Source organism: Paenibacillus radicis (ex Xue et al. 2023) (assembly GCF_024722015.1).
Lineage (GTDB): Bacteria > Bacillota > Bacilli > Paenibacillales > NBRC-103111 > Paenibacillus_S.
In genome coordinates this window covers 37,151-59,985 of record NZ_JANQBD010000041.1, presented here as the reverse complement: position 1 = coordinate 59,985, position 22,835 = coordinate 37,151, and the positions used below count along the sequence as shown (strand labels likewise).

The 22,835-nt window shown below is 45.9% G+C and carries 22 protein-coding genes; 13 read left to right on the top strand and 9 right to left on the bottom strand.

The window, feature by feature from the left end; genetic code table 11:
• Positions 1-329: 329 nt before the first annotated feature.
• Together NV381_RS34990 and NV381_RS34985 are read right to left on the bottom strand one after the other, a co-directional pair.
• Positions 330-815 carry a hypothetical protein gene (locus NV381_RS34990; RefSeq protein WP_258217897.1) on the bottom strand — a complete coding sequence of 162 codons (486 nt, stop codon included), beginning with the start codon at positions 813-815 and terminating at the stop codon, positions 330-332.
• Between the two features lie 138 nt (positions 816-953).
• A complete protein-coding gene (locus NV381_RS34985; RefSeq protein WP_258217896.1) occupies positions 954-1,724 on the bottom strand; it encodes a C40 family peptidase in 771 nt (256 codons plus the stop codon).
• Positions 1,725-1,979: 255 nt separating this feature from the next.
• Between NV381_RS34985 and NV381_RS34980 the strand changes: the two genes are divergently transcribed.
• Both NV381_RS34980 and NV381_RS34975 read left to right on the top strand, forming a co-directional pair.
• The gene (locus NV381_RS34980) at positions 1,980-3,020 is read left to right on the top strand and encodes a redoxin domain-containing protein (RefSeq protein ID WP_258217895.1); all 1,041 of its coding nucleotides are present in this window, start codon (positions 1,980-1,982) and stop codon (positions 3,018-3,020) included.
• A 56-nt stretch (positions 3,021-3,076) separates the two neighbouring features.
• Complete coding sequence (locus NV381_RS34975; RefSeq protein WP_258217894.1) at positions 3,077-4,480, top strand: NAD-dependent malic enzyme; 1,404 nt, start codon at positions 3,077-3,079, stop codon at positions 4,478-4,480.
• A gap of 258 nt (positions 4,481-4,738) precedes the next feature.
• Here NV381_RS34975 and NV381_RS34970 read toward each other — a convergent pair whose 3' ends face one another.
• A complete protein-coding gene (locus NV381_RS34970) occupies positions 4,739-6,121 on the bottom strand; it encodes an alpha-glucosidase/alpha-galactosidase (protein WP_258217893.1) in 1,383 nt (460 codons plus the stop codon).
• 136 nt (positions 6,122-6,257) lie between these two features.
• Here NV381_RS34970 and NV381_RS34965 point away from each other — a divergent pair, with 136 nt between their 5' ends.
• Positions 6,258-7,154, top strand: coding sequence for an AraC family transcriptional regulator (locus NV381_RS34965; protein ID WP_258217892.1), 897 nt, complete (start codon positions 6,258-6,260; stop codon positions 7,152-7,154).
• A gap of 292 nt (positions 7,155-7,446) precedes the next feature.
• Here the strand turns inward: NV381_RS34965 and NV381_RS34960 are convergent, their stop codons facing one another.
• The gene (locus NV381_RS34960) at positions 7,447-8,265 is read right to left on the bottom strand and encodes an SPL family radical SAM protein (protein WP_258217891.1); all 819 of its coding nucleotides are present in this window, start codon (positions 8,263-8,265) and stop codon (positions 7,447-7,449) included.
• 315 nt (positions 8,266-8,580) lie between these two features.
• Between NV381_RS34960 and NV381_RS34955 the strand changes: the two genes are divergently transcribed.
• The 3 genes from NV381_RS34955 (at position 8,581) to NV381_RS34945 (ending at position 11,471) form a co-directional block, all read left to right on the top strand.
• Positions 8,581-8,916, top strand: a complete 336-nt coding sequence (locus NV381_RS34955; protein WP_258217890.1) for a metal-sensitive transcriptional regulator — start codon at positions 8,581-8,583, stop codon at positions 8,914-8,916.
• Positions 8,917-8,941: 25 nt separating this feature from the next.
• Entirely contained in the window at positions 8,942-9,142 is a 201-nt protein-coding gene (locus tag NV381_RS34950; protein WP_258217889.1) for a cation transporter, read from the top strand.
• 106 nt (positions 9,143-9,248) lie between these two features.
• Positions 9,249-11,471 carry a heavy metal translocating P-type ATPase gene (locus NV381_RS34945; RefSeq protein ID WP_258217888.1) on the top strand — a complete coding sequence of 741 codons (2,223 nt, stop codon included), beginning with the start codon at positions 9,249-9,251 and terminating at the stop codon, positions 11,469-11,471.
• An 18-nt stretch (positions 11,472-11,489) separates the two neighbouring features.
• Here the strand turns inward: NV381_RS34945 and NV381_RS34940 are convergent, their stop codons facing one another.
• Together NV381_RS34940 and NV381_RS34935 are read right to left on the bottom strand one after the other, a co-directional pair.
• Positions 11,490-11,750 (bottom strand): hypothetical protein, encoded by a 261-nt coding sequence (locus NV381_RS34940; RefSeq protein ID WP_258217887.1) that lies wholly within the window; start codon positions 11,748-11,750, stop codon positions 11,490-11,492.
• 50 nt (positions 11,751-11,800) lie between these two features.
• A complete protein-coding gene (locus tag NV381_RS34935; protein WP_258217886.1) occupies positions 11,801-11,983 on the bottom strand; it encodes a hypothetical protein in 183 nt (60 codons plus the stop codon).
• 125 nt (positions 11,984-12,108) lie between these two features.
• Here NV381_RS34935 and NV381_RS34930 point away from each other — a divergent pair, with 125 nt between their 5' ends.
• Positions 12,109-12,621, top strand: a complete 513-nt coding sequence (locus NV381_RS34930; protein ID WP_258217885.1) for a GNAT family N-acetyltransferase — start codon at positions 12,109-12,111, stop codon at positions 12,619-12,621.
• A gap of 58 nt (positions 12,622-12,679) precedes the next feature.
• On the opposite strand, the gene NV381_RS34925 is transcribed toward NV381_RS34930, so the two are convergent.
• The 3 genes from NV381_RS34925 to NV381_RS34915 form a co-directional block, all read right to left on the bottom strand.
• A complete protein-coding gene (locus tag NV381_RS34925) occupies positions 12,680-12,892 on the bottom strand; it encodes a CDGSH iron-sulfur domain-containing protein (RefSeq protein WP_258217884.1) in 213 nt (70 codons plus the stop codon).
• 152 nt (positions 12,893-13,044) lie between these two features.
• Positions 13,045-14,013 carry an aldolase catalytic domain-containing protein gene (locus NV381_RS34920; RefSeq protein ID WP_258217883.1) on the bottom strand — a complete coding sequence of 323 codons (969 nt, stop codon included), beginning with the start codon at positions 14,011-14,013 and terminating at the stop codon, positions 13,045-13,047.
• Between the two features lie 291 nt (positions 14,014-14,304).
• Positions 14,305-14,739 (bottom strand): DUF4870 domain-containing protein, encoded by a 435-nt coding sequence (locus NV381_RS34915; RefSeq protein ID WP_308862417.1) that lies wholly within the window; start codon positions 14,737-14,739, stop codon positions 14,305-14,307.
• Positions 14,740-14,880: 141 nt separating this feature from the next.
• Here NV381_RS34915 and NV381_RS34910 point away from each other — a divergent pair, with 141 nt between their 5' ends.
• The 6 genes from NV381_RS34910 (at position 14,881) to NV381_RS34885 (ending at position 22,832) form a co-directional block, all read left to right on the top strand.
• The gene (locus tag NV381_RS34910) at positions 14,881-15,315 is read left to right on the top strand and encodes a hypothetical protein (RefSeq protein ID WP_258217882.1); all 435 of its coding nucleotides are present in this window, start codon (positions 14,881-14,883) and stop codon (positions 15,313-15,315) included.
• Between the two features lie 231 nt (positions 15,316-15,546).
• Positions 15,547-16,416, top strand: coding sequence for a cation diffusion facilitator family transporter (locus NV381_RS34905; protein WP_258217881.1), 870 nt, complete (start codon positions 15,547-15,549; stop codon positions 16,414-16,416).
• A gap of 417 nt (positions 16,417-16,833) precedes the next feature.
• Complete coding sequence (locus NV381_RS34900; protein WP_258217880.1) at positions 16,834-17,910, top strand: hypothetical protein; 1,077 nt, start codon at positions 16,834-16,836, stop codon at positions 17,908-17,910.
• Between the two features lie 1,073 nt (positions 17,911-18,983).
• The gene (locus tag NV381_RS34895; protein WP_258217899.1) at positions 18,984-20,024 is read left to right on the top strand and encodes an ABC transporter substrate-binding protein; all 1,041 of its coding nucleotides are present in this window, start codon (positions 18,984-18,986) and stop codon (positions 20,022-20,024) included.
• Between the two features lie 19 nt (positions 20,025-20,043).
• Positions 20,044-21,798, top strand: a complete 1,755-nt coding sequence (locus tag NV381_RS34890) for an ABC transporter permease (protein ID WP_258217879.1) — start codon at positions 20,044-20,046, stop codon at positions 21,796-21,798.
• Positions 21,795-22,832, top strand: coding sequence for an ABC transporter ATP-binding protein (locus NV381_RS34885; RefSeq protein ID WP_258217878.1), 1,038 nt, complete (start codon positions 21,795-21,797; stop codon positions 22,830-22,832). The genes NV381_RS34890 and NV381_RS34885 overlap by 4 nt, the downstream gene beginning before the upstream one ends.
• Positions 22,833-22,835 lie beyond the last annotated feature (3 nt).

The window sequence follows — 22,835 nt, the reverse complement described above, 5'->3', positions numbered from 1 at the left end:
GAACCTGTTCGTCAGTCGACCTGTAATGGTGAAGTGAAGAGCCGTATGCGTTAATAGCGCACGTACGGATCTGTGAGGGGTAAGGGGCGCAATCCAAGAGAAGGAGAGGCCCCGCCTACTCGACTATTCGGGGCAAATAGGGGCTCAATGAACCAAAACAGAGAGATAACGGAAGCAGATCTTCCGCTATCTCTCTGTTTTTTGTGCTTTCCATGCCATAGTGGACGAATTACTTCCGCTAATGCTTCGACTAATTCATTTAAGCAAAGTAACCGTTAAGGCACGAAGGTATCTTCATCAAAAGGGCTTTGGTCAGAAGTTTTTACCCTCTACATACGGGTAAAGCCCTCTTCCAGTAAATATTCCTCAGCTTCCTCATAGGTTTCAAACGCGAATTCCAGATTAATGCCGAAATATAGATTCCAAAGATCTTCCTCAAGAATTAGAGTGAGGATTTGATTGTCACTGCTGATCCAACGCTGAGAAGTCTGTTTCTCAGGGGCAGGCTTAGGGGCCTCGGCATTTAGCGCAGCAGGATCTGCCGTAAGTGACTGGATAGATGCTTGAATTAGCTCATGAAGAGCCTCTGCTGAGTACTCCCGTATATTAACCATGTCTTTATCATCTTTCTGATAGCCTTTTAGAAATCCCGCATAAACAAAGCCGTTACCGTTAGGGTGCAGGTGGTAGACGACATTTTTTTTATCATAGCAGCTATTTTCATAATGGAAATTAACCCGTCCAAGTGACACATCATGGCGCTGTAATTCGGGGAATGATTCAATAATAGTTAATTTTTCTTGAAAAGTCAGCATGGATGCGATGCCTCCGTATAGTTTGGATGAAATATTTATGTATGCTAATTATAGCATATGCTGTACATTCGCCCCAATTTCCATACAAAAACCCGAACCCCAGTGATAAACCTGTGGATTCGGGTTATTTGTGATGCTTTATTTCAAAGCGCTGCCGCCAAACATAAAGCGGTATTCCCAATGTTTTCCTGCAATGCTATCTATTCTAACACCACCGGAGTCCTTGGAATATGTATGCAGAATCTGTCCGTTTCCAAGATAGATACCTACGTGAGTGATGGTCTGATTCGATGTGTTGCTTGGGTATGCAGACTTGCTAGTACCCTTGTAATCCATAAAGAACATCAGATCGCCAGCCTTGAGGTTGCGCCAATTTGATGTGGATTTCCCCAGGCTTTTAACATAGCTGCCTTGTCCTCTAGAATCGCTTGGCAAAGTAACACCTGCGCCATCCTTGAAGGCTTGACGAACAAAATCAGAGCAGTCGAAAGTGCGTGTATTGGAGCGGTCAGATCCGAATTCGTAAGGTGTACCCAAATATTTTTTGCCTGCGCTGATGATTTTGTTAACAGTGTTGCTGGACGAGCCGCTTCCACTTCCGCTTCCGCCGCCAGTTGATGAACCTGCGCCTGCATATTTTACATATTTGCTGCTGGTTGAAATGTAACCTAGTTGGCCTTGGGTAGTTTGAACATAGTACCAATAGTCATTTACCTTGGAAATAATTTGAATTTTCTCTCCGGTTTTCAATAAACGTAGGGATGATGCGCTGGTGTTAGGAGCACTTCTGAAGTTAACACTGCTAACAATAGTTGCTTCGGGGGCGGCATGTGCTTCAGTAGGAGCAATAAGACTTGCGCCTGTAGTGACAGTTGCGGCAATCAGCAATGTAGCAAGGAATTTCTTCATAAATGGTAGTACCTCCGTTGGTCTAAGATGAGTTTTCAAACCTTTTATATGAATTGCTTTCGGCTTTCTAGGCCGTTAGCAAAGGCTTGCAGGAGAGAATCTATAAAAAATACATGGTACGGTTATTAAAAACGTTAATTTGACTTGTCACTGCCCTCAAGCCACAATGTAGTCAAGAGATGCAAGCTCTCCCTCAGAAGGCTAAGTAAGTGCTTACGGTCTAAACTCTGGAAAATCGCTGGAAGGAGAAACCAATTGGACGCATGGGTGCTTGGACCGCTAGTGTTACAAAAAAGCGTGCTGCTCATAGCGGTTGCGATCTTGGCAGGCTTTGCAGTTATGAAGCTGCGCTTGCGCCGCGAATCGGATTTAGATAATAAAAGCTATGACCGGGCATTTGAAGCATTGCTCATCTGGTTGTTTACCTGGAAGCTGAGTGTGCTGTTATTGGATCCACAAAGTGTCATCGAAAGCCCGTTATCCCTGCTGTATTTCAGCGGTGGAGAACAAGGAACGTGGATAGCTGCAGCAGTCGCAGGTGGTTATGTATGGTTGAGAGACCATAAATCGCCTAGGTGGCCCCTATATATAGATTCGTGGCTTGTCTCCCTTTTGGTGGGGTACATGGTTTATCGGTTTTTCAAAATATTATTTGAAGAGGTAAATATTGCCACAAATGGTTTACTTCTAAGTCTGAGTGCCGTGATAGTGATTCTATTGTGGAAAGGGAGGGTTAAGGAAGGACGAAAGAAACTACAGCAGCTGTTCCTTGTCTTTGTACTTGGACATGCTGTTATAAGTGTGGTGGCCTCAAATACTTGGGAAAAAGCTGGATTAGGAAGCGATTTGGCGTTTGCAGAAGCCGGAGTTGCAACTGGAACCCGTGTAGGTGAGAGAGCCCCTGACTTTGAACTAGAAGCTTTAGGAGGTGGTCAGATCAAGCTGTCGGATTACCGCGGCAAAAAGGTGCTAATTAATTTCTGGGCAACCTGGTGTCCTCCCTGCAGGGTAGAGATGCCGCATATGCAGCGGTTTTACAGTGAGTATAAGGATCGGGATGTTGTTATTTTATCGGTTAATGCAACGCAGACGGAAGCAAGCAAGGCTGTAGTTAATGCTTACGTTAATCAATGGGGGTTAACATTTCCAATTGTGTTGGATTCGCTAGGTGATGTGGGGAAAATCTACAAAGTCGCTGCTTATCCTGCAACCTATTTGGTCGACGAGCAAGGTATCATTCGAAAAAAGGTGCAGGGCCCGATGAACGAAGATTCACTGAAAAAGGCAGTGAGGTAACTTCATGAATTGTCAAAAAATAAACAATCAGAAAACTAATTTTAGGAGTGGTTTTAATGGCTAATACAAGTATTATTTTGCGTGTAGAGTTGGCTCATGATCAAGTTTCGTTCGGTGATGTTGCTTCTGTGATAAGCCGGGCGGGCGGCGATGTATCGTCGATTGACGTTATACGTGTAGGCAAGGAATCTTCAGTGCGTGATATTACCGTTGATGTGCAGGATTCTTTGGAGGTTGAGGTCGTTACGGCCATTAAACAGCTTAAAGGAATAACCTTGATCAACGTATCTGACCGTACGTTCTTGGCTCATTTGGGAGGAAAGATTTCCATGCAGCCGAATATGCCGATCAAGAACCGGGATGATTTGTCACGTGTTTATACACCTGGTGTGGCACGCGTATGCACGGCTATTCATGAAGACCCGCAGAAAGCTTATTCATTAACTATCAAAAGAAATACGGTAGCCGTAATTTCCGACGGCACAGCGGTTCTTGGATTGGGTGACATCGGACCTCAGGCAGCTGCACCGGTGATGGAAGGAAAGGCGATGCTGTTTAAACAGCTGGCAGGAGTGGATGCGTTCCCAATCTGCTTAGATACAAAGGATACAGAGGAGATTATTCGTACAGTTAAGGCGATCAGCCCTATATTCGGCGGTATTAATCTGGAGGATATCAGCTCGCCGCGCTGCTTTGAGATTGAGTCGAGGCTCGAAGCGGAACTCGATATTCCTGTGTTCCATGATGATCAGCACGGAACAGCTGTAGTCATGCTGGCAGGGATCTTGAACGCACTGAAGGTCGTTGGGAAACCGATCGACTCGATCCGTGTAGTGGTGAACGGGATCGGGGCAGCGGGCGTGTCCGTGTGCAAGATGCTGCTTGCCGCTGGAGTAAAGCGGCTTGTGCCTGTGGACCGCGATGGGGCAATCGTTCGCGGGGAGACTTATTCACAGCCTATGTGGCAGTGGCTAGCTGAGCAATCACAGGTAGAGGCAACGGCAGGTGGCTTGGACCAAGTAATTGCAGGTGCCGATGTATTTATAGGCGTGTCCAGAGCTGGCTTATTGAAGGTTGAGCATGTTAAGGCAATGGCAAAAGACCCCATTGTATTTGCACTAGCCAATCCGCAGCCCGAGATAGATCCTGATCTTGCCGAACCGTATGTGAAGGTGCTTGCAACCGGACGGAGTGATTACCCGAACCAGATTAACAACGTGCTGTGCTTCCCGGGAATTTTCCGCGGGGCTCTGGATTGCCGTGCAAATCGTATTAACGAGGAGATGAAGCTTGCGGTAGCAAGGGCTATTGCCTCTGTTGTTAGCGATGATGAGTTGAATGAATTATATATCATTCCGAGTATTTTTAATGAGCATGTAGTTGATAAGGTGCGCCATGCTGTTATCGAAGCTGCAATCCGTACTGGAGTAGCAAGAAGGATTCCGCCGGATTTCCGTTAAGTTGAGCTCGGGAAGGATCGTTTGGAACGAATCGCTTTTTCATGAGGACTCATACCGACTATAGTTCTATTATTATTGCAGAACGCTAAATCCCGAATAGGGGATTTAGCGTTTATTAATTGACTAGAGAATGAATCCCTCACCTCATTTCGCTGAGAATACTCAGGAGGCTTAGTTGGAGGGATACACCCAAATTGTATTATAGGGATTAATGGATAAGAATACCGGCAAACTGTCCGAACCGCTAGTTTCCATTGATTAACGAATAAACGACAGCTTGCTGTTATTCGCCTGAGGAATATCATTCCACGTGCGGTTCTCCCCGTTGAACTGCGGCAGCCAAGGGCCAAGAGCATCGAACATCTCGTCGCACATCCGCCATACTTCATCGGTAGTGCAGACGGCAGCAGTCAACGGATCATGCAGAACGGCTTGCTTAACTAGCTCACGATTGCCGGTGAGCGCTGCTTCCACAGCCATTTCCTGCACGTTGATGCTAACCTTGCATGTAGCGGCGCAGGCTAGCGGCAGTTGACCGATGAACGTCGGCTGTATGCCGTTACGATCTACATAACAAGGAATTTCAATCGTTGATTTGTCCGGCAGGTTGGTGATCAAGCCTTGATTCTCGATGTTGAAATGCCCGCGGTAAACCCGGCCGGTTTCCAACGCCTCAAGGATATATGAGCCGTGCTCTTCAGAGCGCTCGCCAAGCTTAATGAATTCCAACTCACCGCTCATCCATTTCGGATAATTCTCCTTGTACTCATCCCCCCGGCTTAGGCAATGATTCAAGTAGCCGCCGGTTGCTCCGCCGATCCACGTATCCGGACAGATCCATGAATCCGTTTCACCCTTACGTTTGCGGTACCAAGGCAAATATTCGCTCAGATGACCGTTCGATTCTGTTGAAAAATACCCGAAACGACGCAGCACATCGATCCGGCAAGGCTCTTTGCGTGAAATATCTGGATGCTTCTCCATGCTTTCGAGAATATGAGGAAGCATGTCTTTGCCTTGATGGGCAACCTGAACGAACCAGGTCTGATGGTTAATGCCAGCTGCGGTGAAATCGACTTCAGCCTTAGGAAGGCCAAGAGCTTGCGAGATCAAGGTGTGGCTGTGCTGAACCCCATGGCATAGACCGACTACACGAACACCGCCAGCGCGACGTACAGCCCATGTATTCATCGCCATGGGGTTGGAATAGTTGAGCAGCAGCGCATCTGGCGCGAGCTCGCGCATGTCGCGGGCAATATCCAGCAAAACCGGGATCGTGCGCAGCGCGAAGAATACGCCGCCCGGCCCCAGTGTATCACCTACGCACTGATCGACTCCATAACGGAGCGGGATTTCGATATCGTGGCGGAATGCTTCCAAGCCGCCTACACGTGCGGTACAGAACACATAATCAGCATCGGCAATCGCTTCCCTCTGGTTCGTAGTAGCTTGGATGGTGGCGGGCAAGCCGTTCTTCTGAATCATATTCCGGCATAGATCGGCTGCCATATTCAGACTCTCTTCATTGATATCCATGAAACGAAATTGCGCATTCTGAAATTCTTGGACAGATAGAATATCCATTACGAGACGGCGTGTGAAGCCGATACTTCCTGCCCCGATCATTGCGATTTTTAACATGAGAAATAGCCCTCCTGCTCCATTTTAATAAATAAAAATATTATCATTCCGTTGACTTCCCAATTGAACAGTTTCATGATAAAACAAAAAGACAGGGCGTACAATGATAACATATTTTCGAAAGGATGAGACTATATTGCTGTTACCGCATGAGGTTTGTGAGAAAACAAGCTTCGGATTTAAATATCTGAGTCCTGCTGCATTGCCCATTCGGCTCATTAATATAGGGTGGGATAGGGTCGTTTCAGCAGACTATCGTTGGAACGGTTTGAAGCGTGGGGGAGGCTTTGTAATTTTTCAATATACACTATCGGGAAGAGGCGCTTTACGCGATGGGACGGCCTTATATTCATTGGTGAAAGATAGTGCGTTTATTACGGTTGTACCTGGTGATACGGAGTACTATTTGCCGGAGGATTCCGATGAATGGGAGTTTCTTTATGTAGTTGTGAACGGTGCGGATGCCGTAAATCATTTTACAGAAATTCAGAAGAAGCTGGGGACGGTCATTTCGTTCAAGGATCACTCGGAGCCATTGATGATATTGAGTAAACTATATGCTGAAGTATTCCATAACCCTCAGTTGGATAAGTTTGCAGTATCCGCTGTACTGTATGAGCTTCTGATGAGCCTGCACCAGCTTGCAGAAGGGCGAGACATCATACGTGCAACGGAGGATATGCCGGCTTCGATCCGTGCGGCTATTAAACTGCTGAAATCGCAATATGCGCAAGATATATCGGTGGACGATATGGCGGGTGCGGCCGGATTGACGAAGTATCACTTTTGCCGGCAGTTCTTGAAGAAAACGGGGCTGAAGCCCAATCAATATTTGCGTAAAATCCGCGTCGAGCAGGCCGCCTGGCTGCTAAGGCACACCGAGAAAACAGTCGAAGCTGTCGCTAAGGAGACGGGCTTTGAGTATACGAACTATTTTATAAAAGTGTTTCGGAGCTTTGTCGGGGTTACACCGAATGAGTACAGGTTAGGGAAGAAAGTAGATCCGGTCTATTTTCTTCGTATTGAGCAGTAATGGAAGAATGCGGTTAGCGGTTATGAAGTTACAGCAATTATTTAAATTTCGCTTATGGCCGCTATCCCCATTGCTCAGGAATTAAAACTGAGACAGTGGGATAGTGTACATAAGTGTACCCAGCACCCATGCTGAGACAATGGGATAGTGCACATAAGAGTATCCAGCGCCCACGTTGAGGTTTAGGGTGTGCAAGATTGGGCTCCAGACGCGGCGGAATTTCGAGGAGCACAATCAGCCCGTCGTGGTGAAGCTAATGATTTTTTATAAAGCAGAAGATTCTTTGAAAAGCTTACGGTAAAAAGCCCGCTTGGCTTATAAAAATCCGGTCTTCTGCGAAATGTTCCTTCATCTGTTCTTGTACATGCAGATAAGCGTTGCGGTTATACCACTGGGTCATACCCATATCCTCATAAATTCGGCGTATGCCGAGCCTTTCTGTACGCTTGCCGAGACTTCCATCGCCCATGAAGAAATCATCGAGGCATACTCGACTGACGACGGACGCCAGGCTGGCGGCAAACTGCTCGGAGCTTGGCAGCAGCGGAGAGACCGCCGCTTGTACGTCAAGCCCTGCGGAGCTGAGCTTATCCAGAGCACGCAGCCTAGCTGCAATTGGAGGGGCGCCCGGGGTGAAAGCCTTACGTACCGACTCCAGATCGGTTTCGACTGTGACGCTTATGCGAACCCGGTCCTTCATCTGCAGCAGCACATCCATATCACGCGTTACGAGCGGGCTGCGGGTCTGCACAAGCAAGAAGTCGGGCAACTCCTGTGCCATCGTCTCCAGCAGGGAGCGTGTTAGCCTTTCTCGGTATTCTAGAGGCTGGTAGGGATCTGTGGCGGACGACATGAAGATTGTAACAGGGCCCTTCTTCTTCGCTTTGACTAATTCTTTATGCAGCAGCTCGGAGGCGCCTTCCTTTACATCGACCCATGTTCCCCAGGCTTCGCGGCGGAATTTGGCCACAGGCATTTCCCTAACATAGCAGTAGGAGCAGGAAAATGAACAACCGGTATATGGGTTAAGCGTGTGGCTGTAGCCGGTTAAATAACCGCTGGCAGGGTTAAGCAGTTGCTTTGGTGCTTTGCGGGATACGATGGGCTGCATGGATATTCGCTCCTTTTTGTATATTTATAGGTCAATACTTCACATGGGACGGTGCTTACTACTATTAGGAAACTTGGCGGGCTTCTGTACTTTGTCGAGTATGTGGTTGGGCATTATCAATATCAATCGGTCGAGATGGGAATGTTTCATTCTACCTCATCAATTATATCAACCACCTTACAAGTTTAAACTGAATATTGAAATTGTGCATTACTGGGGCTTGCTCTTTTGTTCAAATGAACAAGCTATAAAACTGTTGACTTACCCATGGGGGGTATAGTATGATTAATCCATGAAGAATAGGAGGCAAACAAAATGGATACTCTTAAAGCAACTAATGCAGAACTCGAAGAGGCTCCCAATTGCAGCTCAAATAGACAAAGTCATCATTCCGATAAAACAAAAGCAAATTTGATTACACGACTTAACCGTATTGAGGGCCAGATTCGTGGCGTCAAAGGTTTAATAGAGAAGGACACTTACTGTGACGATGTATTAAACCAGATTGCTGCAATTCAAGCGGCATTAAATGGTGTCGGTAAGCTGCTGCTGGAAGGTCATATGAAAAGCTGTGTGATTGATCGCATAAAGGCTGGGGAACATGAAGTTATCGATGAACTTTTGATTACCGTTAATAAGTTAATGAAATAATATTATAATTAATGGAGGAATGGATATGCAAAACGTAACATTAGAAGTAGAAGGTATGACTTGTGGACATTGTGTAAATTCGGTTGAAGGTGCACTTAAGAATATTGGAGCTAAGGGGCAAGTAGAGCTTGCAACTAAAACCGTAAAGGTTCAATTCGATGAAAATAAGCTCACATTGGAGACAATCAAAGAAACAATTGAGGAACAAGGATACGATGTAGTGTAAGAAAGAAAGCACAGCGGGAGATAGACTCGTTGTGCTTGAGTGCTATTTTTTTTCAATTAAATATACCCCCCATAGGTATTGAGGCGGTATTAGGAGGAAGCAGGCTATGGAAAAGCAGCAAGCAATACAGGAACAACAAACAACATTGCAAATTACCGGAATGACATGCGCCGCGTGTGCAAACCGCATAGAAAAAGGATTGAACAAGCTGGAAGGTGTGTCCGGAGCGAACGTCAATTTTGCTTTGGAGCAAGCTTCTGTTACATTCGATCCAACTAAAGCGAACTTGGAACAGATGGAGCAAAAGATCGAAGCCTTGGGCTATGGAACCGTAAAACAGGAACAACAGGAGACTGGTGATCATCGGCAAAAGGAACTTAGAAACCATAAAATCAAACTGATTACTTCAGCGGTCCTGTCTTTGCCTCTACTTTGGGCTATGGTCAGCCACTTTTCTTTTACTTCGTTCATATGGTTGCCGGATTTGTTCATGAACCCGTGGTTCCAATTAGCTCTGGCTACACCTGTTCAATTCATTATAGGAAGACAGTTTTATGTAGGTGCCTATAAAGCGCTTCGGAACGGCAGTGCGAATATGGATGTCCTGGTTGCTCTGGGAACCTCTGCAGCTTACTTTTATAGCCTGTACCAAACTATTCAATCAATAAACAGTCATGGTCATAATGAAGTGGCTTTATACTATGAAACAAGCGCTGTTCTGATTACATTGATTTTGCTTGGAAAGCTCTTTGAGATATTAGCTAAAGGCAGAACCTCTGAGGCTATTAAAACACTTATGGGACTTCAGGCTAAAACAGCCACCGTTATTCGTGATGGCAGCGAGATTAGTGTACCCATTGAGGAAGTAGTGGTAAAAGATGTGGTTATTGTTAAGCCCGGTGAAAAAATTCCGGTGGATGGAGAAGTTATTCAAGGTTCATCCTCAGTCGACGAATCGATGTTAACTGGCGAAAGCATCCCGGTGGATAAGCGAATTGGAGATCCGGTAATAGGAGCCACCATCAATAAAAATGGGATGCTTAGAATTGAAGCCACAAAAGTAGGTAAGGAAACCGCCCTTGCCCAAATCATCAAAGTAGTAGAGGAAGCCCAAGGCTCCAAAGCACCAATTCAAAGAGTAGCTGATGCCATTTCCGGTATTTTTGTTCCTATAGTGGTCGGGATTGCCTTGTTGACTTTCTTTGTTTGGTATTTCGCTGTGGAGCCGGGCAGTTTTTCGAGTGCCTTAGAAAAGGCGATTGCGGTCCTTGTCATTGCTTGTCCTTGTGCGTTAGGGCTTGCTACTCCTACGTCTATTATGGCCGGTTCGGGGCGGGCGGCGGAATTAGGCATTCTGTTTAAAGGCGGGGAGCATCTGGAGACCACCCATCGTATAAATGCTATTATTTTAGACAAAACCGGTACGGTAACCAATGGCAAACCTGAACTTACAGACATTATGGCAACTGAAGAGGTGAGCGAGGATAACTTCTTACGATTCGTAGGTGCAGCTGAGAAAAATTCAGAGCACCCGTTAGCCGAGGCTATTGTGAATGGGATTAAGGAAAGAGGAATCGAGCTTCCGGAAACGGAACAGTTTGAGGCTATTCCAGGCTTTGGTATACGTGCAGTAGTTGAAGGTAAGGAGCTGTTGGTCGGTACAAGAAAGCTAATGGCCAAATATGAAGTGAATGCAGAAGCTGCTTTTGAAACAATGAACCGTTTGGAAGAAGCGGGAAAAACGTCCATGCTAGTAGCCATCGATGGTGCATATGCAGGAATGGTTGCAGTAGCCGATACGATCAAGGATACATCCAAAGAAGCGGTGGAGCGTCTGAAAAACCTCGGAATCGAGGTTATCATGATCACCGGGGATAATGAACGTACAGCCAAAGCGATCGCTGCTCAAGCGGGTATTGATCATGTTATGGCCGAGGTATTGCCGGAAGGCAAAGCTGCCGAGGTTAAAAAGCTTCAGGCAACCGGAAAAAAAGTTGCCATGGTAGGGGATGGAATTAATGATGCTCCCGCATTGGCAACGGCGGATATCGGCATGGCGGTGGGAACCGGCACAGACGTAGCCATGGAGGCAGCAGATGTAACCTTAATGCGCGGCGATCTGAACAGCATTCCGGATGCTATATTTATGAGTAAAAAGACAATGGCAAACATTAAACAGAATCTGTTTTGGGCTCTGGCCTATAATGTGATAGGTATTCCGATTGCTGCATTAGGCTTTCTGGCTCCGTGGCTCGCAGGGGCTGCTATGGCTCTTAGCTCCGTATCCGTAGTATTAAATGCACTAAGACTTCAGCGTATTAAACTTTAAGCATATAAATTTAACTATTTAAGGTGCTATAAAGGGCTGTATGCTTTCCTTTAGTGTAGCAACAGGTCCGCCAATTAATTGTTCCAAATCCAGAGAAGTGGAAGAAGTATCAAGCTTGCTCAGGAACCCATAGATCCAGTTCTGGACCTGTGGGTCCTGTCGGTGAGAGATGGGCTTACCAGAGAGCTCAGACAGAGTACTCGCTAGTTCCTCAAAGCTCCACGCTCGAGAAGCGGTAAGCTCATATGTCTTGTTCTTGTGATCGGGTGAGGCCAGCACGGCTGCAATTCCTCCGAGCACAGTGGTGACCTGGAGGGATGTTAGTCTGCTTAGTCTTCCTCCGCTACTTCCCAATGAATGCGGATCATCTTGTCCGCCCATGTACGGATGTTTATTTCGATAGCTTGTTCAATCTCTTCATCCGTAAGCTCCCCCAGCTTAGTTTCCGCGATCGAAAGATTCTCTTCTTTTACCATTTGATCACCAATAGACAATTGGACTTTAATTTTCATCTGTGCCCCTCTTTTCATTTTCCGGTTTTTCATAAACGCGTATAATGTATACTTTATAGTATATCTAATTTCTTAGGTAGTTGTCCCGTGACCAAGTGTCCAGCTGCCTCAAAGGAGAACGTTGCATGAGTGAAATTGAAATTCGATGGGCTGAATATGCAGATTGGAAGGTATTGGCTCATGTTCATTCGGAATCATATCGCAATGCATATATTGGCATCATTCCAGATCATTTTCTAGAACGATTTACAGTTGCAAAGCGAGAGGAGTATTATCAAAAATCGTTAAGTGAAGGTATTGAAAAAATAGCGCTTCTGGTTGTCGATAATCAGGCTGCTGGCTGCATGATCGTCGGAAAATGCCATGACGATGATTTGGACGAAAAATACGGTGAAATTGAGGCCATTTATTTGTTGGATGCGTATAGGGGGAAGGGTTTGGGCAAGGTGTTTATAAACTGGGGTATAGATAGACTAAAGGAATTTGGGTATGTAAAAGCCTCCCTGTGGGTGCTTAAGGAAAATATTAATGCCATAAGCTTTTACGAGCGTTTAGGTTTTGTATTTGACGGGGCAGAGAGGTTGATTAATAGAGGCAAAGAATTAGCTCAAGTGAGATGCCAAAAGACGATTGAGTAAAAAAAGTAGAACCTGTAAAGGATCTACTTTTTGGTTCCTGCTTTTTTAATAATATAGTTTAAGCTCTGACTACGCTTTCGAACTTGCCCTTATGGGCGCCGGTACAAAACGGCTTGTTACTGGAGAGACCACAGCGGCACAGGTATGTAGCTTCTTTGGTAGCAAGCTCCTTACCCTCGCCGTCGAGCAGATCAATCCCTCCGTTAACAATGAGAGGACCGTTATCTGCTACCGTTATTTTCACATCGGTCGTTACATGAACTTCTGACATAAGAATCACCTCCTTCAGTAAGGAGTATGGACTTTATCTTGTTTTTGTAGTCGGCCAAGGCGCCAAAACAGCAAAAAGTGTAACGCAGATGCCTGGCATCGCATTACATTCCTTGTTGGTGCTATATCGGGGTTCGTTCCCTGATTGTATGATTAATCGGAATGGTGGTTTGTTGGCATAGCTTCCGGAGAAGTCAGTTTGTCATAAAATTCAACAAACTTATCTCTGTCATCGCTGGCACGCAGCGCCATACCTGAACGTGGATGCTCGTTAAGCACGCCTGCGATCATGTAAGGAATGACGTAGCCCCATTCAACTTTTTGACGGATAGGCACTAGATGTCTTTCGACCAGATCAAGCACCGGACGCAATTCGTATCTAGTATTTTTCAGGTAGCTGACAAGCAGCTCAGTAGGGCAGTTGCCTGCAGCGCGGCCCATGCCATATACGGAGGAATCCAGGAATTGAACTCCTTTGCCTGCGCCCAAAATCGTATTGGAGAATGCCAGCTGCATATTGTTATGCATATGTACACCCAGCTTTTTCTCAGGAAGCAAACGTTGGAACTTAGATACCATGTAATCTACATCTTTGTGATCCATGCTGCCGTAAGAATCGACTACATATACAACGTCTACAGGGCTTTTGCCGATTTCTTCAAGTGCTTCGGTAAGCTCGTTCTCCATAACGTGAGACAGCGCCATAATGTTAATGCTTGTCTCGTACCCGTAGCCATTGAATTTCTCTACAAGCTCTAACGCTTTATCTACATCTTTAATGTATGTAGCTACACGAATCAAATCCAGGTGGCTTTGCTCGCGCGGCAAAATATCATTCTCGTCAACGCGGCCGATATCAACTAATGCTGACAGCTTAGTATCGGTCTTCGTTTTAATAACTTCCTTCAAGAAATCTTCGTTCAAAAAGCGCCAAGGACCCGCTTCTGCGCCCTTCAGCAATTTAGCGGAGTTTTTATAACCGATTTCCATATATTCAACGCCAGCTTCGCTCAAGCCTGCGTACATATCCTGAACCATCTTTACGCTAAAATCCCAGTTATTAACGAGTCCTCCGTCACGAATGGTACAATCTACGATTTTGTGGGTGTAATCTTTTGTCATTTGAATTAGCTCCTTCCAGCTATACGGCACAAGTCCGCAAATTATCGGTCATTACCGATTTATATAAGGCACTTTAAAGCTTTTCGGCTTTTGTGCTTCTACGCTTCTGCGCTTTTAAGCAGTAAATCATTTTCGCTTAACTTATAATCACATACCACCCCTAGTTTTGTCAACGAAAATAAATGGTTTTTGTCAAATGCTGTCGCTATTAGTGTTTCCATTAGGATAATAAAAAAACAGCCGCTCAAGGAGAGCCGGCTGTTTGCTGCTGCTATTACGATGTAGCTCCGCTCAAGGAGTTTTGATGATAGTTATGCCTCCGATTAGGGGAAGCGGCTTCAGTTGGCCGTTAGCGGCTTGGATGATACCGAGTATGGCAAGAACTAATGTTGCCAAATTGGCAAGCGGCAGCAGAATCCAGCCAATTACCGGGATAAGCCCGAGCACAATGTTGCAGGCAATTCCAAGAATGAGCAGAACGAGTCCCTGATTGGCATGGTACATGGCGAACCTGGATTCCTTAGCGGCAAGCAGCGGCAGGAAAAACAGGATGTAAGCCAATACTCCAATCCATTTGTTAGCATTCACATCGGCGGGATCAGCTGTCAGAGTACTGTTGGACTGACCGGGAGAATTGTTTTCCGGAATTGAAGACAAAGTATCCACCTCTTTCATCAGAATGGTATGTATGTAATGTATGTAACGATAATTCAGCTTTGTAACCATCCTATGCGCTGCCAACGTACTGTATGTCTATGGAATAACAATAGTTCCAATAGAAATAATCATGCTTCATTAGGAATAAGCTGGGCTGCTCATGGAAACGCTAAGTCAGACTATTTTGCGATAAGAAAGGGAGCTGTCCGAATGAATGCTGAAGCCATTTTTTTCGAATTTGATAGCGTAGCATCCGCAGAGCTGGCCCAGAGCACATTGGAGGAGCTTGGATATAAATCAGGCGTTCACTCCGAGCTAAGCAGCCCAACGCTGCATATCCAAATCAACCATACTGAATTAACTTCCGCACTTGAGATTGCTCAAGCTCACGGAGGCCGTCTGATAGAGCATGGACAAGGAGCTAGGGAGATAGATGCCTATACACAAGCGTATAATAATGAAGATCTCATTTCTATTCCTGCCCATGTCGTGAACGAGGATTGGACGGATGACTATGCGACTAATGCAAATGTAGATCATTCGGCAGCTGATAGCACTGAAGAATCCGGCTCCGGTAAAGGTGAGGAGAAGTTCGATCCATCCGAGCAGGATTATAACCATTTCGATGCAGGGGTGCATTTGTAAGTGACGGCAGGTTGGACTCGGGAGTGATGGCAGCGTGTATCCGTGGAAGCGGGCCGCTGCTTCTTTTTACCTGAGGAAAAAAAGATTTGCCATGGAAAACAAAGTTGTGCCATCCCTAATTTTCGTTGCAAGGAGAAAACTGTTTCTCTAGACCCACACAAGGTTCGTTTGATATGATGAGGTCGAAATTAAATCGAGCATGTTCGACATGGAGCTGGAGGAGAGCCACACGTGGACACATACGACAATCTGAAGCAGGGCGAGAAGGGTGCATGGGTAAGTATAGCGGCCTATATTTTTTTGTCTGCATTCAAGATCACTATGGGCTATATCACGGGCTCGGCAGCATTAACGGCAGACGGTATTAACAATACTACGGATATAATCGTTTCCCTTGCTGTTCTAATTGGTCTGCGCATATCCCGCAAGCCGCCGGACCATGACCATCCTTATGGTCACATGAGAGCTGAAACGGTAGCATCGCTGGTTGCTTCCTTTATTATGTTTGCCGCGGGTATTCAAGTTATTATCGAGGCGGCTCAAAGCTTTATGGCAGGCGATATAAAGGCACCAAATTTGTTGGCTGCATGGATTGCGTTGTTTTCAGCTGTATGTATGTGGATTGTGTACAAATACAACAGCAAGCTGGCACACCGCATTAACAACCAGGCACTGATGGCTGCTGCCAAGGATAACCGTTCCGATGCCTTTGTCAGTATAGGTGCAGCAGTAGGGATCATTGGTGCGAGCCTCGGCTTCCCGTTGCTCGACGTGATTGCCGCTTTTATTGTAGGTATTGTCATCTGCAAGACAGCGTGGGATATATTCTCTGACGCTACACATGCGTTGACGGATGGTTTCGATGACCAGAAGCTGCGGGTGTTTAAAGAGACCGTAAGTGAAACTCCGGGTGTTAAGCGAATTCGGGATATTCGTGCCCGCGTTCATGGCAGCAACGTGCTGTTGGATGTTGTGGTCGAGGTCAGCGCCGAGCTTAGCGTTGAGCAGAGCCACTTTATCAGTGACGACATTGAACAACGGATGCATAAGCAGCATAAGATCGACAATGTTCATGTGCATATTGAGCCATATTCCAATTAAGACAACCAAACGGGTCTCCGAAATTAAAACATAGCGGTCCGCATAGCTGCAGCAGGTACATTACCTGGCTGTGGCTTTTTTTATAATGTTAGAAGTATAAGATTGAACCGGATAGAAGCTTTTCTTATAATATCAGACTTAATAAGTTTTCAACGGAGTTGAACAAGTCTGATATTGCAAGAAAAGCGACCTCTTAAACAGGAATGTATCATCACCGAAACAGCTTCGAGTAGAAGCCTTTCTTATGGTGAAATTGCGTTATAAAAGGCTCTGTTTTTCCCTTGAGGTTAAGTGGAATCCAAATAAAAGAAAATTCAGGAAGTTTAAAGTTGGCGCTCAGTGTATTTTCAGGTAGGTGGGCTAAGATGTATTTGTAAGCAGCAAACAAAAAAATAAAAACTTTGGAGGAATCATACTATGAAAAAATTGAACAAGAAATTGGTCGTAACAGCATTGGGAGCCGTATTAGCACTAAATTCTTTTGGATATGCATTCGCTGCAGACACTGCTCAAACAACAGACAATCAAGGGTCTTCTAAATATTTTACAAACAAGCAAGAGCGTGGCAATAAAGGTGGATTTGGCTTCGGAGGCGGTAAGAGTCTGGAAGCACAAGCCGCAGAGAAAGGCATTACTGTCGATGAGCTGAAAGCTCAACTGGAGCAGGAGCGCCAAGCAAAGCTGGAGAAGCTAGCTGCAGAGAAGGGCATTACTGTCGATGAGCTGAAAGCGGAGATGGAGAAAAATCGCGGTGAAAAAGGAGGCAGAGGCGCTGGCTTCGGAGGCGGTAAAAGTCTGGAAGCACAAGCCGCAGAGAAAGGCATCACTGTCGATGAGCTGAAAGCTCAACTGGATCAGGAGCGCCAAGCGAAGCTGGAGAAGCTAGCGGCAGAGAAGGGCATTACTGTCGATGAGCTGAAAGCGGAGATGGAGAAAAATCGCGGTGAAAAAGGAGGCAGAGGCGCTGGCTTCGGAGGCGGTAAAAGTCTGGAAGCACAGGCTGCAGAGAAAGGCATCACTGTCGATGAGCTGAAAGCTCAACTGGAGCAGGAGCGCCAAGCTAAGCTGGAAAAGCTAGCGGCAGAGAAGGGCATTACTGTTGATGCACTAAAAGCACAAATGGAGCAGGAACGTCAGGCGAAGCTGGAGAAGCTGGCAGCAGAGAAAGGCATTACCGTCGATGAGTTGAAAGCGGAGATGGAGAAAAATCGCGATGAAAAAGGAGGCAGAGGCGCTGGCTTCGGAGGCGGTAAAAGTCTGGAAGCACAGGCTGCAGAGAAAGGCATCACTGTAGAGGCGCTGAAGGCCCAACTGGAACAGGAGCGCCAAGCGAAGCTGGAGAAGCTAGCGGCAGAGAAGGGTATTACTGTCGATGAGTTGAAAGCGGAGATGGAGAAAAACCGCGCTGAAAAAGGTGACAGAGGCCCCGGCTTTGGTGGCGGGAAATCCGGTGACAGAGCTAATGGAGCTAACGGAGCAACCAAAACAAAATAATCTTATTGATACTTGATTCCCTAATCAGCACAAGGGTATGAGTTTACTCTAAGATTTTAATATAGAACCTAGCGGTGATATTTCCGCTAGGTTTTTTTACGTTGAGGTTTCGGGATAACATGAATTCCGCTGACTAACGGAACGTCAGTACTCTATTAGTTTGAAAACCCTCCCATTTCATGAAGTCGCGGAACTACAGTGCGTTATTTCGACTTTAATAGACAGGAATGCGATATTTTAAACAAATAAGAGATCTTAGTTCCGTTTCACTTGAAAAATACCGTTAAAACAATGAAATAGCGCACCTCACTTCCTCTCTTCCTACCATGCAATTGATTTGCAGCCCTAAAGGGGACGAAGACATGAAGACATGAAGACATGCCACCCCTTTAACTGTGAAAGTTTCATATGGAAACCTACAATAGGGAATACGGCTAAGTATACCGGATGGCAGCCTAAAATATCGGTGGTAGCTGTAGAAGGATATGCGATAGCTGGAAATCCTCCCGCTAATTTGAGTCCAAAAGCTCAAGAAATCAATTTAGCTGGAAATCCTCCATCTAAACAAGGTGCTATTTTGGTATATGGGCCAAATGAGAAGAATTAGCATGAGAATTTCCAGTTATAGGATAGTAATGCTCTATTAACGGGTTAACTAACAGGACATTTTCCCGATAACCAACGCGCGCGATTCCCGGGCGCGCGTTGCGGCATAGCGGCGGTCGGTCGAACCCCACATCGTCGACTGTGTTGTGTCTCCACATGCTGCTGAATATGCTTGAACGTCTACGATGAGAATCACAGTTGTGCAGTTGCTTTTTTTGAAAATCGCGATACGTACGTTCAAGTCAAGTAAGCACTGGAACTCCTTTTGCATACGGCGTATTTGTTCTCGCATCAGAGGCAAATGTCTGAAATTGACCTTGTGGTGGGTCCTTATTGTGCTATTAAACTAATATTCTTACAAACCGAAAACCTCCAGTTGATAATCTCTTAACAAATGCTGCTCATAATAGTAGAAAGATAAAACAATTTTAAGGGAGAGAAACCATTTGTTTAAAAAAAGCGGATTGATGATGGGGTTGGCAGTATTAATGATAGCTGGTGGATGCGGTACGAAAGACCAACCAACACCTGCACCTGCACCAACACAAGGATCAGAACAAACTAACGTGAATAAACCTGCAGCCGACACAGTAGCAGGGGCCCTATCGTTCTATACGTCTCAGCCGGAAGAGGATGTAACGAAATTACTGGCTGCCTATAACAAGAAATATCCTAATGTGAAGGTTGAAACTTTCCGTTCCGGTACGGAAGAAGTTGTAGCTAAAGTACAGGCGGAGAATCAAGCAGGCAAAATTCAAGCGGATGTCCTGTTGGTGGCAGATGCGGTAACCTTCGAAGGCTTGAAAAAGCAGGACCTGCTGCTTGCTTACAAATCGCCTGAATTAAATAAGATTCCCAAGTCGTTAGTGGACCCGGACGGCCTGTATGCCGGAACTAAAATCATAGCGACAGCCTTGGCAATTAATACGGAGAAGGTTAAAACCGTTCCGACTAGCTGGAAGGTGCTGAGCTCTGCTGAGAGCAAAGATAACAGTATCATGCCGAGCCCACTTTATTCTGGGGCCGCTGCCTATAATGTGGGTGTATTTTCACGTACGGATGGCTTCGGATGGGATTACTTAAAAGGGTTGAAGGCTAATAACATATCGGTTGTTAAAGGAAATGGAGCGGTTCTGCAGGCGGTAGCAAAGGGCGAGAAATCCTATGCCATGGTGGTCGACTACCTGGTTGCACGTGAGAAAGCCAAAGGTTCGCCCGTTGAGCTGGTGTATCCTTCTGAAGGAGTGCCGGTTATCACAGAGCCGATTGGTATTATGAAAAAGTCGGCTAATGATAAGGCGGCCAAGTCTTTTGTCGATTTCGTACTGTCTGACGAAGGGCAAAAAGTGGCTTCTGACATCGGTTATACCCCGATAAGGGAAGGCATTGCGGCGCCAAAAGGATTAAAATCGAGCTCCGAATTCAAAGTGCTTTCATCCGATATTTCCAAGCTGACTGAAGCTCGCGAGGCGGATAAAAAGGAATTCATCCAGTTGTTCGGACAGTAAGAAGTGGAGCGAAACCCCAATGATTAATTCTAACTCACCTAATAATGAGACGAAGGGAAGCAGACGGGAGATCAAATTCGATCTTCTGTTCTCTTCTTTTTTTGTCGGCAAGAAAGCATGGAGCTTGTTAGGTATCGTATTTCTTATCATTTTCTTCCTTGTACCGATAGGTAAATTACTTTATTTAAGCATCCAGATTAAAGCGGGATTTTCTTTAGGAAATTATATGGAGATTCTCCAGCAAGCCCGAACGTGGAAGTCGTTCAAGGATACTTTTATTATTGTGGCAGGTTCTACGCTTGTGTCCGTGCTCTTAGGTGTAATCACTGCCTGGTTGATGGCCTATACGGATCTTTTACACAAAAAAGTGCTGCACATGGCGATGCTGATTCCCTTTATCCTGCCCTCCTATGTATTAACCTTGTCATGGTCCTCCTTTATGGGTTCTCAAGGTTTAATGGCGTATATTCTGCATATTTTCAATCCAGCTGCCAAATCTTGGAGTATGTACAGCTATGGTGGCATCATTTTTGTTATGGGGCTCCATCATTTCCCGCTTGTGTATATGCTAACGGTTGATGTGCTCAAGAAAATCCCCAGGGATTTAGAGTGGGCCTCAAAAGCAAGTGGAGCAGGCAGGATTAAAACCTTTGCATTAATCACTCTTCCGATGGCATTACCGGGCTTGGCGAGCGGGGGACTCCTTGCATTCCTGGCTGGATTGGATAATTTCGGGATCCCGGCTTTTCTGGGTATTCCAGCTAATATTTCTGTGCTAAGCACTCTAATTTATGAAGAAATAATCGGATTCGGCCCGACGGCATTTGCCAGGGGGGCTTCCTTATCCGTAATTTTGGGTGTAGTTGCCGTAATGGGTACACTTCTTCAGTGGCTTTCAATCAGAAAAATCAAAGTAACGGATACGGTGCAGGTCGATGAGCTTCCTCGCTATCATTTAGGTCGATTTCGCAAGTGGGTAAGTGCGCTCTTATGGTCTTTATTGACGCTAGTTACGGTCGTCCCCTTGTTCTCGATGGTAGTAACTTCTCTTAAGAAAGCTTATGGATTGCCTTTTAAATTAAGTAATTTAACGTTTTCTCACTATAGCTACATCCTGCTGGAGAATCCAAAGGTATGGAAATCGATTCAAAATAGCCTTACTCTGTCCGTTACGACGCTTGTAATTTGTTTAGTGCTAGGTACGCTGCTTGCCTATTTACGGGTTCGCCGGCCTTCCTGGTTTACCAAAACGGCTGAAATCATCATTGGGATTCCCTTCGCTTTGCCTGGGATTGTATTCGGTTTGTCGATGATCTTTACCTGGATGGAGCCTATTCCCGGATGGAACCCTGGCATTTATGGTTCTATACGTATTTTATTTATCGCCTATGTGTGCCGTTTTCTCATTTTGCAGGTTCGGGCGAGCATCACCGCTTTCATGCAGATTGATGTTTCTATGGAGGAAGCAGCCCATATTTTTGGAGCTAACGGGTGGAGAAAATGGGCGTTTGTCCTGCTGCCGCTGCTGCTGCCAGGATTGCTCAGCGGTGCTTTCCTTGTCTTTTTGACGGCTCTCACAGAGCTAACGGTGTCAGCTCTTCTCTGGTCATCGGGATCTCAAACGATAGGTGTTACCATATTTAACTTTGAACAGGCAGGAGACACGGTGTATTCGACTGCGTTATCCTCGTTGATTGTTGTTTTGATTGCTGCAGGAATGGGAGTTTTGCATGTCGTGCAAAAAGTCCAAATGAAAAAAGGAGTTCAATTATGAGCATTGAATTGATTCAGGTGAGCAAAAAGTTCGGAAGCTTTGAAGCATTATCTTCAGTGAATCTAACTATAGAGGACGGAGAATTTGTGGCCATTTTGGGCCCTTCCGGCTGTGGGAAAACGACCTTGCTGAGGCTATTGGCGGGATTTGAGCAGCCTACATCCGGCGAGATTCATATGAATAAGGTGCCTGTAGCCAAGCAGGGCTTCGCACTGCCACCGGAAAAAAGAAGGATCGGAATGGTGTTTCAGGCTTTCGCCTTATGGCCTCATATGAATGTCTGGGAGCATGTTCGTTTTCCTATTCGTCATCATAATGAAACACCTAATGCCATTCGTGCCAATGAAAAAGAACGAATTTCCAAGGTGCTGGATATGGTAGGACTGTCTGAGCTGGGAAAACGCATGCCTCATGAATTATCAGGGGGACAAAAGCAGAGGGTGGCTCTTGCAAGAGCCATCGCAGCGGAACCATCGCTTCTATTGATGGATGAGCCGTTGAGCAGTCTGGATGCTATGCTGCGAATGGATATGCGAAGGGAAATTCAGTCGATCCACAGGCAAACGGGGTCGGCAATCGTCTATGTGACGCATGATCAGGGGGAAGCTCTGGCTATGGCAGACCGTATTGTGGTAATGAAAAACGGATATGTTGAGCAAGTCGGAACGCCGGAAGAAATCTACTTGCGGCCGGAAACCGAATTTGTCGCCAAATTCGTTTCGAAAGCTAACCTTATCCGTGGCCGATGGAATGACGATGTTTTCGTACCTCAAGGATCGGATGATACCTGGGTATGGCAGGGCCGAGATGTGGCCCGCGATTTCAAAGCAAGCGGGCTGTATCCGTTAAGGCCGGATCAATTTGAATTGAGCCCGACAACCCGCCCGGGGATTCAAGGTGAAGTGGTTAATGTCCAATTCCAGGGAAAAGAGTTTCATTATCATATCCAAGTAGAGCAAGAACAATGGGAGATTGTTTCTCCCCTACGGTTTCACTTACATGAGAAAGTATCCTTAAATAGGAGCAGCGGCTAAGGA